This window comes from Hoylesella buccalis ATCC 35310, from assembly GCF_000177075.1.
GTDB classification, from domain to species: Bacteria; Bacteroidota; Bacteroidia; order Bacteroidales; family Bacteroidaceae; genus Prevotella; species Prevotella buccalis.
This window is the reverse complement of sequence record NZ_ADEG01000058.1, coordinates 46932-59090: the sequence shown is the minus strand read 5'-3', so window position 1 is coordinate 59090 and position 12159 is coordinate 46932. Positions and strand designations below refer to the sequence as shown.

Here is a 12159-nt window from a genome sequence, read left to right as displayed (position 1 = left end):
ATTTGCATATAGCTTTCGCAGACAAAGATACAACTTCAGACTGCCCTTGTCAATAGACCGATAGACATTGACACACGCAGAAAACGCAAACATCTGACTAGCAGGTATTTAAAATACCGCCAACATCTCTTTTGACACATCAAAGAACGAATATGAATTGTTTTTTATATCTTTGCCCTGAACAAAAAAGACCAAAACACAGCCGTATGCAAAAGATATTCGTGATGCTGCTTTCTGCCACCCTTCTACTCGGCGCATGCAACCCGAGCAGCCAAAAAAGCGCCCTCCCCGCACCCGAGCAACAAGCCCGCACCTACATTGACAGCGCCCTGCAGTATATCGACCAACACAACTTAAAGGCTGCCATGGTGCAACTGAAGCAAGCCGAGCGACTGATTCCCGCACTCGACAGTGCCAAAACCATCTTCCATATTTACCAGTACATCGGGTGGATCAATGAGAACAGCGGTGCCAACGAACTGGCCTTGCAATACCAGAACCGCGCCCTAAAATATGCCATGACGTATGGAAAGCCCGAACATATCGTCGACGTTCTGGTGAACAAGGCCAATACATTTTTCAATATGGAGCTGCCCGACAGCGCCCGCAACGCCACCAAAACAGCCATGCTGTATTACCACAAGGTTGGCAGAGGGCAACAATCGGTCATCCAAAAGCATCTGGCTCATTACGACCTGCTGCGCGATTCGCTTGCATCAGCCGAGCATCACGCCTACCAAGCGTTCATGCTGGCACAAGACTCGTCAGCACTTGGCAACGCACTCACGCTACTCAGCCAAATCTACACTCGGCAAGACCAGCCCGAGAAGGTAAGGCTCGTCATGTCGATGATGTCGAAAAAAAACAACTCCACCATGGCGTACAACCGATTGCTCGCCGAAACGCACTTGCACGAGACACACGGTGACTACCGCAAGGCATACGAATCGATGCTGCGCCTCAAAGCACTCGACGACTCGCTTTACTCGGAGAAAACGCACACCGACATCATCAAAGTGCAAAACGATTATGACAACGCCGTGCTACAATTGGATCGTGCCCGCCAACGATACCGCTACTCGGTCGTCATCATCGCCCTCTTGCTGCTATTGTTTGTCCTCTCCTACTGGTACTACCGACGCAACCATCAGCTATACAAGCGATTCCAAGAGCAAATAGCCGACATCAAAGACGAACTGCACACACGGCTCTCGGCCAAAAACCTCACGATAGAAGAGATGAAACAGGCGATGGACAGCCGACTAAAAGAGTTGGAGCAGTTGAAACACAAGCTGCCCCCAGCCATGCAGGCAGACCGCAATTATGAGTCGGTGGCACAAATCAAGCTGGGCATCGACGTGCTTGATGCCATCCTACACAATGGCAACATCAGCCAGTTTGGGAAGAAAGAGCAGGTTGCCGTGACCTGCATCATGCCCAATATCGATGCCGAACTGGCTGAACTGCTCAACAACCAGTCGTTGGCACTGACACCCAAAGAAACATTTTTCTGCATCATGGAACGCAACGGCATGGCCGACAGCGAGAAAGCAAAGGCGTTCTGCTGCTCAGAACAAGCCGTAAGGTCTACCAAAAGTCGGCTCACTAAAAAACTGCGCTCTATGCCCCACCTGCATGGCATGGCACCTGTGCCACGACCAACAAGCCCAGTACAACGTGACATGGAGAATCGATAAAAAGGTGTGAAGCACAGATTTTGTCCGTTTTTCTTCCCTAATTTTAACACTTCTGGAACCTCACAAATAGAAAAAATATAGGGGATATTTTGGATGTTCCGTAGCCTTAATTGGGCTATAAGCATGACATTGACGGGTTAACTCAGTGAGTTAACTGGCCAATATCAATGCAATAACATGCCTAACCCTTTGCTTTTCTAACGCAAAATCATGGTTTTTACGGCCATTTCGTACCGTTTTTTCGGCTAAATGACGCCCCTATTTCTATAACACGCTGATTATCAACCACTCTTATTTTTCGCATATTTGCGAGCAAGTATCCATCTCGTTACAAATATGCCCGTATTTAGAGAGCGTTTGTCAATATATTTCAGATTTTTTAAGACGATTTTTCATTGCATCGGAATGACACGGAACGTCACGGATATGCAGTGAAATTCCGTGAAACTCCGTTGCAACATAAATCATATTCTTACAACTAAACAACCTGTTCAAAATAAATGAAAGAAGTGTGACGACAAGACCTTATAAAAGAAAAAAACTTGTACTTCTGCCTAAAAACAAGTACTTTTGTAACCAAATTCCCTGCGGATGACAGAGACACTCAAAGAGAAAACGACAAAAGGTATATTTTGGGGGGCGATGAGCAACATCACCCTGCAATTGGTAGGCGTGGTGTTTGGCATCATGCTGGGTCGCATCCTGTCCGACGAAGACTATGGCATGATGGCGATGATAGCCATTTTTCAGTTGGTTGCCATTGCCCTTCAAAACAGTGGGTTCACAGTAGCCATCACCAATATGAAATCCCCTACCCACGATGACTACAACGCTGTGTTTTGGTTCAACATCTTGGTTGGCGGCACCTTGTACATCCTTTTGTTCCTATCCGCTCCTCTGATAGCCTCTTTCTACGACACGCCAGCCCTGACATCCTTGTGCCGATACAGTTTTTTAGGCATCCTCTTCGCCTCGTTCGGCACCGCCCAATCGGCATGGCTGTTCAAGAACTTACACGCCAAGCAACAAGCCAAAGCCAACATCGTTGCCGTATTGCTGTCGAGCATCACGGGAGTACTGATGGCGTGGGGCGGTTTTCGTTATTGGTCATTAGCCACTCAAAGTTTGGTGTACATCCTGCTGTGTACCCTACTCTACTGGCATTATTCGCCTTGGCGACCCTCCATACACCACATTTCGTTTGCTCCCGTGAGACGAATGTTCAAGTTCTCATTCAAAATCCTACTCACCACGCTCATTACCCAAGTCAACAACAACGTGCTGAACATTCTGTTGGGCAGGTTATACACCAAACACGACGTGGGACAATACAACCAAGCCTACCAATGGGACAGCAAGGGATTTCAGTTGGTGCAGAGCATAGTGAACCAAGTAGCACAACCTGTACTCGTTGAACTGAAGAACGAGACCGACCGACAGCTGCATGCTTTTCGCAAGATGATGCGCTTTTCGGCATTTCTCAGTTTCCCCCTCTTGTTGGGACTGGGACTGGTATCGCGCGAATTCATCGTGCTTACCATTACCGAGAAATGGCTTCCCAGCGCCCAACTCCTTCGGCTGTTGTGCGTGAGTGGGGCTATTTTCCCCCTCATCACACTGATGTCGAACCTCATTATCAGCAAAGGGAAAGCCAATATCTACCTTGGTTGCACCGTTGCCTTGGGCGTATTACAAATCGTCCTCATGCTATTGCTGTGGCCCTATGGCATCCGCAACATGGTTATTGCCTATGTGTGCCTCAATGTGAGTTGGCTTTTTGTGTGGTTCTACTTCGTGAGAATGTCCACGGGATATACGCTTCCGCAGTTTTTTAAGGATGTGTTGCCCTTTGCAGTCAGTGCATCAGGGGTCATGATTGTGACCTATTATGCCACGTTGGGCATCACTCATCTGCTCCCATTATTAGTCGTCAGGGTGGTAATGGCAGCTGTTTTGTATTACCTCATCATGCGCATTGCCAAAGCAGAGATACTCCGCGAATGCCAGACAGCCATTCTTTCTAAATGGAAGAAAAAGCGCTAAGGACATCCACTTAATCCATATTTTTATGTATATTTGCTCATTGTTGAAAATCAAAGCAGAAATTTAACACATGCAAGCCATTATATTAGCCGCAGGAATGGGGCGTCGTTTAGGAAGCTACACCAAGGAGAACACCAAATGTATGGTACCCGTTAATGGGGTAAGACTCATTGACCGCATGCTTACGCAACTCTCCGCATTGCATCTAAAGCGTGTACTGATGGTGGTGGGCTATAAGGGAAAAGAACTCATCCACCACATCGGAGAGCGATATGCAGACGCTCTAAAGATAGAATATGTAGAAAATCCTATTTACGACCGCACCAATAATATTTATTCATTGTCGTTGGTAAAGGAGCAAATGCAAGAAGACGACACGCTCTTGATAGAGTCGGACCTCATCTTCTCAGACCGACTTTTCTCCATGATACTTGCAGATGAGCATCCCAACATTGCCCTCGTTGCCAAATATGAGACATGGATGGACGGTACCATGGTGCGCATTGACGGCGATGGCAACATCGTGAACTTTGTTCCTAAAAAGGCTTTCAACTATCAGGAGGTTGACTCGTATTATAAAACGGTGAACATTTACAAGTTTAGCAAAACGTTTTCGCAAACACAGTACGTTCCTTTTCTTGATGCTTATTGTAAAGCTTTGGGAAATAACGAATATTACGAACAGGTGTTGCGCGTGATTACGTTGTTAGATAAAACCAACCTCAAAGCACTTGACATTGGTAATGAGAAGTGGTACGAGATAGACGATGTGCAAGACTTGGACATTGCAGAAACCATTTTCGCTAAAGACGACGAGATGCTCAAGCGGTATAACTATCGCTATGGTGGGCATTGGCGTTTTCCAAAGATGCTGGACTATTGCTATTTGGTAAACCCCTACTTTCCTTGTAAGCAGATGAAAGCCGAGATGAAAGCCAACTTTGACACCCTTTTGACCGAATATCCTTCGGGTATGTATGTCAACTCGCTGTTGGCAGGCAAGTGTTTTGGCATTAAACAAGAATACATGGTGGTGGGCAACGGTGCAGCAGAACTCATCAAGAGCCTCATGGAGAACGTTAAAGGTCATGTGGGTATGGTGTTCCCCACGTTCGAGGAATATCCGCATCGACTGCGAAAAGAGCAGATAGTATCGTTTGTTCCGCCCTTGGACACGCTGCGATATACTGCCAACGACTTGATGAATTTCTACAAAGACAACTCCATAGACATGCTGTTGCTCATCAATCCAGACAATCCCTCGGGTAACTTCATACCCAAAGCCGACGTTGTGAGACTGGCAGCATGGTGCAAGGAGCGAAATATACAGTTAGTGGTTGACGAGTCGTTTGTTGACTTTAGTGATGATTTTCTACACAACTCACTTCTCTGTGATGAGACATTGGAAGTATATCCCAACCTGTTGGTCATGAAAAGTATCTCAAAATCGTACGGCGTCCCCGGACTTCGGTTGGGAATTTTGGCTACCTCGCAACGAGAAACTATTGCTCGCATCAAGAAAGACGTGTCAATATGGAATATCAACTCGTTTGCCGAGTTCTTCATGCAGATATACAATAAATATCAAGCACAATACGAAAAGGCGTGTCAGCAATTTATTGACGAGCGCAATCGCTTTGCCCTACGCTTGAAGGAGATACATTTTTTGCGTGTTCTGCCAACCCAAGCCAACTACTTCTGTTGTGAGGTGAAACCGCCCTATACCGCAGCCGAGCTGACTAAACAACTGTTGGCACGCTTTGACATCATGATAAAAGATTGCAACAGCAAGACATCGCTTCAGGGATTGAATTATATTCGCATCTCTATCCGCAACCAAGTGGACAACGATCAACTGATTACAGCATTGCTCAACCTACAAAACGAAACCATATAAATGAAAATATGTATTTGCGGAGGAGGTAACTTAGGGCATGTAGTAGCTGGTTTTTTGGCTGCACAGCCCACTCATCAGGTGAGTTTGTTGACACGACATCCTGAACGGTGGACGCATCATTTGCTCATTGACACCCCCAATGGAGAGGTGTTGAAGGGAGAGTTATGCCACATCAGTACGCATGCCAAAGAAGTAATACCTTCTGCAGAGTTGGTTTTGCTGTGTCTCCCTGGAGATGCACTGCACGACACACTGGAGCAAATAAGTAAGTACCTGTCGCCCCACGTACCTGTGGGAAGCATCGTGTCGAGTACGGGATTCTTCTTTGAGGCGTTGAACATATTGCCCGATACCACACCTCTCTTTGGCTTTCAGCGCGTACCTTTCATTGCACGAACCACTCAATATGGACATCGAGCATCGCTGTTGGGCTATAAACCTCAACTCAATTTAGCAATTGAACGAGGTGACGAGGCTACCGAAGCATTAAGGGAAACATTACAAGAAATGTTGCATACCCCCATCAGTTTGTTAGATAACTATTACGAAGCGAGTTTAACAAATAGCAATCCGCTGTTGCACACCGCTCGCTTGTACGAGCTATGGCACACTTGGCACAAGGAGATTATATATAAAGAGGTGCCGCTTTTCTACACTGATTGGACCGATGAAGCCGCACAATTATACATCCAAATGGATGAAGAACTTCAAACTCTATTGAGCAAATTAAAGGTAAAGCAGGGCGCAATACCCACTGTTCTTGATTATTACGAGAGTACGGATGCACATAGTTTAAGCAAAAAACTGTCGTCCATTGCTGCCTTTCAAGGCATACCTGCACCCATGAAAGCCGTTGAGGGAGGTTATCAACCCGACTTTTCCAGTAGGTATTTCACAGAAGACTTCCCCTATGGGCTGGCTATCATTCACCGTTTGGTGCATCAACACGGTGTAGAGGTTCCACATATCGACAAAGTTTATGAATGGGGTATGCGTCAATTGTCAAAATAAAACAGCACTCATGAACACACCACTCATACCACACGAGGAACTGCGCCAACGATATAATCCCGACGGATCGTTGCTGCGTCGCCAACAGATGCGCATGCTGCACATCCTTGTTGAGGTTGACAAGATATGCCAACGCCACAACATTCGGTATTGGCTCAGTAGTGGAACATTGATAGGTGCCGTTCGGCATGGCGGTTTTATCCCTTGGGATGATGACTTGGACATTGAGATGATGCGCTCGGACTACGAGCGACTTTTGGAAATACTACCCCACGAACTGCCCGATGACTTAGCATTACAAGCCCATAGCACCGACCCAAATTATTGTTACCATTACGCAAAGGTGCGCGACCGTTGTTCCTATATCGAAGAGAAGCCCAACTACGACCGCTTTTTTAAGCATCGTGGCATCTATATAGACATCTTCCCTTTGGAGAAGCAACACATGTGGACACACAAACTTTCGGAACTTTCCTTCGGTCATGCGTATAAACTCATGCGTACTTACAAGGGAAGCGACGAGGAGTGCATGAAAAAAGTGAAACGACTGTATGCGTGGAATGTAAGATTTATCTACCCATTACTGCGCTTGGTGAATCGCATCACGGGCGCAAAGACCATCACCAGCGGACTTGGAATTCCGTTTCACAATCCCCGATACGAGGAGGATATATTCCCATTGACAACCATTATGTTTGAGAACCGACCCTTCATGGCTCCCCATGACAGCGACCGTATGTTGCGACACATTTATGGCGACTATATGAAGCTGCCCGATTTAAGCCAACTGAAGCCTCATACAGGCAGCATTGAAATATACAATAACGAAACCAATAAACATTGATAGGATATGAAAGAGCCTGCAAAAACAGACGTGGCGGTACTGATACTCTTCTTTAACCGTCCCAAGGAACTGGGCAACCTGTTTGAACAAATCAAACTGGCTCGCCCCAGCAAGTTGTATCTGTATCAGGATGGACCACGCAACGACAGCGACTTGCCACGCATGGAAGCGTGCCGAAAGCTGCTCGACGATGAACAGATTGACTGGGAATGTGAAGTGCATCGCAACTACCAAGAGGTGAACAGGGGCTGCGACCCTTCCGAATATCTCTCCCAAAAGTGGGCATTCAGCCATGAAGACAAGTGCATTGTCTTGGAAGATGACAACGTGCCTGCCCTTTCGTTCTTCCCTTTTTGCAAAGAATTGCTTGACAGATATGCTCATGATGAGCGCATCGGCATGATTGCGGGCATGAATTACGATGAAGAAACACAGGGGATTCCCGATGATTATTTCTTCACCACTACCTTTAGCATCAGTGGTTGGGCATCGTGGAAACGGGTAGTTGACAAATGGGACGCTACATATTCGTTCCTTGACGACAAGTACAATCGGCAGCAGTTGGAAGCCCTTATTAAAGAAAGGAAATACCAAAGCGACTTTATCGAGTTTTGCGAGTATCACCGTTCGGTGGGGAAAGCTTATTACGAAACGATTTTTCATGCAGCCATCTTCTTCCATTCACAACTCTGTATCGTTCCCCGAGTGAACATGATCAGCAATGCTGGAGCTACCGAAGACGGTGTTCACCTCAGTGGGAGCAACGACGACTTGCCCAAAGCCATTCGAGGAATCTTCACCATGCAACGCCACGAACTGTCGTTTCCGCTGAAACACCCACGATATGTCATTGAAAATGTGGGCTACAAGCACCGCATGTTCCGCATCATGGGCTGGGGACATCCATGGCTCAAGATAGGACGATCGGTAGAAGAACTGTTCATCAACTTGCGTAAAGGCAACTTCAAACGCATCAAAGAAGCAATGATCAATCGGATGCGGAAACTCTGTGGCAAATCCAAATGGGACTAACAATAACTTAAAAGAGAAAACATCTAAAACAATAAAAAACCTACATTTATGAAAAAAACACTCATTCTGGCTGCCCTCACACTATCTCTATCCGTGGCAGCCCAAACCAATCCGTTGTGGATGAGACACACTTCAATCTCTCCCGATGGGCAAACCATTGCATTTTCGTACAAAGGAGACGTGTTCACCGTACCCGCTTCGGGCGGTCAGGCACGACAGCTTACCTCGAATGCAGCATACGATTCCTACCCCATTTGGAGCCCTGACGGCAAGAAGATTGCTTTCGCATCGAGCCGTGAAGGTAGCTTAGATATCTTCGTAATGGACAAATTCGGTGGCGAACCCAAGCGGTTGACCACCCGAAGCACCAACGAAACTCCCATTGCATGGCGTGACAACGAACACATCCTGTTCAGTGCAGCCATCATGCCAACGGCAAAATCCATCTTTTTTGCGAGTAGCAGTTTCCCACAAGTGTACGAGGTAAACCTAAAAGGCGATCGCCCAAAGCTCTTCTCGGTAGTGACTATGGAGGACTTGAGCATCAACCAAAAGGGCGAGATATTATATCATGACAAGAAAGGATACGAGGATGCCTTCCGTAAACATCACCACTCGCCTATCACAAGGGATATATGGCTCAACCAAAATGGCAACTTTAGCAAACTTACTACCTTCAATGGTGAGGATCGTACACCACGCTGGGCACCCGACGGTGCATCTTTTTACTACCTAAGTGAGGAAGACGGAACCTTCAATGTGTACAAGCGAGGGGTGAAAAGCGCAGACAAGACACAAATCACTCACCACACCAAACACCCCGTGCGCTATCTGTCGGTGGCACAAAATGGGCGAATTTGTTACAGTTACGACGGTGAGATATATACCCAAATGGGGTCGGCTGCACCACAAAAAGTAAACGTGAGCATTACTGCCGACCGTAATGACATCGACTTGAGTCGACAGATAAAGACATGGGGAGCGACAGAGATTGCTCTTTCCCCCAACGGAAAAGAAATAGGATTCGTGCTGCATGGTGACGTGTATGTGACCAACATCGAATACAAAACCACCAAACAAATTACCGATACACCCGAACAAGAGCGTTCGATTGAGTTCTCTCCCGATGGCTTAGCAATTGTCTACGCATCAGAACGAGAAGGGTTGTGGCAGATTTACCAAACAACCATGAAGAATAAAGCGGAGAAACAGTTTGCGTATGCCACCGACTTACAGGAAGAACGCCTTATCCATTCGGCTTATACCTCTTTCCAACCGCAATACAGTCCCGATGGGAAAAGCATTGCCTTCTTTGAGAACAGGGGTACGCTCAAGGTACTTGATGTAAAGAGCAAGAAAGTAAGAACCGTGATGGACGGTAAATATGTTTACTCTTATAGCGACGGAGACATTTGGTTTGAATGGAGTCCAGACAGCAAGTGGCTCATCTCCAATTATATCGGAACAGGGGGATGGAACAACCAAGACATCGCCCTGATTGACGCAGAAGGTAAAAAGCCCATTTACAACCTTACACAAAGTGGCTACAATGCCGGTAATGGAAAATGGGTGTTAGGCGGAAAAGCCATCATCTTCCAAAGCGATCGAGCAGGCTATCGCAGTCATGGAAGTTGGGGAACGGAGGACGATGTGTACATCATGTTCTTCGATTTGGACGAATATGAGAAGTTCAAGATGACGAAAGAGGAAAAGGCCCTCCTTGCCGAAGCCGAGAAAGAGAAGAAGAAAGCCGAAGAGCCAAAGACGGTAGACGTGACTGTGAAGAAGAAAGAAAAGAAGGAAGAGCCTATCAAACTCGACTTGGACAACTGTCGCGACCGTGTGCTTCGGCTCACTGTCAACTCATGCCGATTGGGCGATGCTGTGCTAAGCAACGACGGAAACGCCCTCTATTATCAAGCTGCCTTCGAAGGTGGTTACGACTTATGGAAGCATGATCTACAAGATAAGAGTACAAAAATTGTATTGAAAGGTGTTGGAGGTGGCGGTATGCTGGCTGACAAAGACTTCAAAAATCTGTACCTATGCTCTGGAGGAGGTATCAAGAAGATAGATATAGGTAGCAACTCGTCGAAGAATGTCACCTTTGAGGCACGTTTCAACTACAAGCCTTATCGAGAAAGGGAGTACATGTTCAACCACATCTGGCAGCAGGTGAAGGATAAATTCTATAAGGTCGACCTGCACGGTGTTGATTGGGAAGGCTACAAAAAGAGTTATGCACGATTCTTACCTTATATCAATAACAACTATGACTTCAGTGAAATGCTGAGCGAAATATTAGGCGAACTGAACGCATCGCACACAGGTGCGCGCTATTTTGGCGGTGGTGCCAACCTTAGCACTGCCACCTTGGGCTTGTTCTACGACCAGACATACGATGGAGATGGACTGAAAGTCGAAGAGGTTATCAATCGTGGACCTTTCTCAGTGAAGAAAACAGGGGTTACGAAAGGCTGCATCATTGAAAAGATAGACGGTGAACCGATATTGAAAGACAAAGACTACTACTATATGTTGGACGGAAAGTCGGGTCGCAATGTCAGGGTATCGGTGTACAATCCCGCCACCAAAAAGCGTTTTGATGTAACGGTCAAAGCCATTAGCAAGGGCTATCAAGACGAATTGCTGTACAGACGATGGGTGGACAGGAACCGCCAATTGGTAGACAGTCTGTCGCATGGACGGTTGGCATACGTACACGTGAAGGCGATGGATAGCGAGAGTTTCCGCACTGTGTTCCATGAATTGCTGAGCGATAAGAACAGAAATCGCGAGGCTGTGATTGTAGACGAGCGCCACAATGGTGGTGGCTGGCTGCACGATGACTTGTGTACGCTGCTCTCAGGCAAGCAATATCAGAGCTTTGTCCCACGCGGACAGTTCATTGGCAAAGACCCTTGGAACAAATGGACCAAGCCTTCGTGCGTCATGGTGTGCGAAGACGATTACAGCAATGGACATGGATTCCCGTTCGTGTACAAGGAGTTGGGCATTGGAAAGCTGATTGGTACGCCAGTTGCGGGTACTATGACCGCCGTTTGGTGGGAGACACTCATCGACAATACCATGGTCTTTGGAATCCCACAGGTAGGTTGCCGAGACATGCGAGGCAACTTTGGAGAGAACACACAACTCAATCCTGACATCGAAGTGTACAACACTCCCGAGGATTATATCAATGGCAACGACCAACAATTAAAACGAGCTGTCGAGGAAATGTTGAGAAAATAAGTCAGGATTTGACATGTTTTATCAACATACAGGACTGATACCTCTGGTACAAAAGTGATGATACAAAAGCATCCCAACACTCACGTATCCCTCCAAGCACTGCCAACGGGCATGTACATCGTAAGGGGTATGTGTGACAAGAGCCCTGCCGTATTGAAGATTGTCAAGAGATAATCTCTCATAAAGCATAGAACAGACCCATCCCTATCACCAAACCATCGGTGCGGGATGGGTCTGTTTTCTTATTTTGAGGGCGGTTCTATAAATTACCACCGTAAGGTTTTTTTTATGTAAGTCTTTTTACGTTTTGTCATCTTGTGGACTCTTTTTGGTTCAATTTGCTTGTTCATTCAGTCGTATAGCTCGCTATACTCCTTCAC

The 12159-nt window shown here is 46.6% G+C and carries 7 protein-coding genes; all 7 read left to right on the top strand.

Features of this window, described 5'->3' with window-relative positions; translation table 11 throughout:
* Positions 1-206 precede the first annotated feature (206 nt).
* The 7 genes from HMPREF0650_RS06360 (at position 207) to HMPREF0650_RS06330 (ending at position 11779) form a co-directional block, all read left to right on the top strand.
* Positions 207-1697 carry an emp24/gp25L/p24 family protein gene (locus HMPREF0650_RS06360; protein WP_155813593.1) on the top strand — a complete coding sequence of 497 codons (1491 nt, stop codon included), beginning with the start codon at positions 207-209 and terminating at the stop codon, positions 1695-1697.
* A gap of 591 nt (positions 1698-2288) precedes the next feature.
* Positions 2289-3740, top strand: coding sequence for a lipopolysaccharide biosynthesis protein (locus tag HMPREF0650_RS06355; RefSeq protein WP_004349304.1), 1452 nt, complete (start codon positions 2289-2291; stop codon positions 3738-3740).
* 70 nt (positions 3741-3810) lie between these two features.
* A complete protein-coding gene (locus HMPREF0650_RS06350) occupies positions 3811-5637 on the top strand; it encodes an aminotransferase class I/II-fold pyridoxal phosphate-dependent enzyme (RefSeq protein ID WP_004349303.1) in 1827 nt (608 codons plus the stop codon).
* Positions 5638-6648 (top strand): NAD/NADP octopine/nopaline dehydrogenase family protein, encoded by a 1011-nt coding sequence (locus HMPREF0650_RS06345; protein WP_004349302.1) that lies wholly within the window; start codon positions 5638-5640, stop codon positions 6646-6648.
* 10 nt (positions 6649-6658) lie between these two features.
* Positions 6659-7492 (top strand): LicD family protein, encoded by an 834-nt coding sequence (locus tag HMPREF0650_RS06340; RefSeq protein ID WP_004349301.1) that lies wholly within the window; start codon positions 6659-6661, stop codon positions 7490-7492.
* 6 nt (positions 7493-7498) lie between these two features.
* On the top strand, positions 7499-8524 hold the full coding sequence (locus tag HMPREF0650_RS06335; protein ID WP_004349300.1) for a hypothetical protein: 1026 nt from the start codon (positions 7499-7501) through the stop codon (positions 8522-8524).
* A 48-nt stretch (positions 8525-8572) separates the two neighbouring features.
* On the top strand, positions 8573-11779 hold the full coding sequence (locus HMPREF0650_RS06330; RefSeq protein ID WP_004349299.1) for a S41 family peptidase: 3207 nt from the start codon (positions 8573-8575) through the stop codon (positions 11777-11779).
* Positions 11780-12159 lie beyond the last annotated feature (380 nt).

Coding starts and splice junctions, on each gene's coding strand:
- HMPREF0650_RS06345 (WP_004349302.1), top strand. CDS start 5,638: ATGAAAATATGTATTTGCGGAGGAGGTAACTTAGGGCATGTAGTAGCT.
- HMPREF0650_RS06355 (WP_004349304.1), top strand. CDS start 2,289: ATGACAGAGACACTCAAAGAGAAAACGACAAAAGGTATATTTTGGGGG.
- HMPREF0650_RS06330 (WP_004349299.1), top strand. CDS start 8,573: ATGAAAAAAACACTCATTCTGGCTGCCCTCACACTATCTCTATCCGTG.
- HMPREF0650_RS06360 (WP_155813593.1), top strand. CDS start 207: ATGCAAAAGATATTCGTGATGCTGCTTTCTGCCACCCTTCTACTCGGC.
- HMPREF0650_RS06340 (WP_004349301.1), top strand. CDS start 6,659: ATGAACACACCACTCATACCACACGAGGAACTGCGCCAACGATATAAT.
- HMPREF0650_RS06350 (WP_004349303.1), top strand. CDS start 3,811: ATGCAAGCCATTATATTAGCCGCAGGAATGGGGCGTCGTTTAGGAAGC.
- HMPREF0650_RS06335 (WP_004349300.1), top strand. CDS start 7,499: ATGAAAGAGCCTGCAAAAACAGACGTGGCGGTACTGATACTCTTCTTT.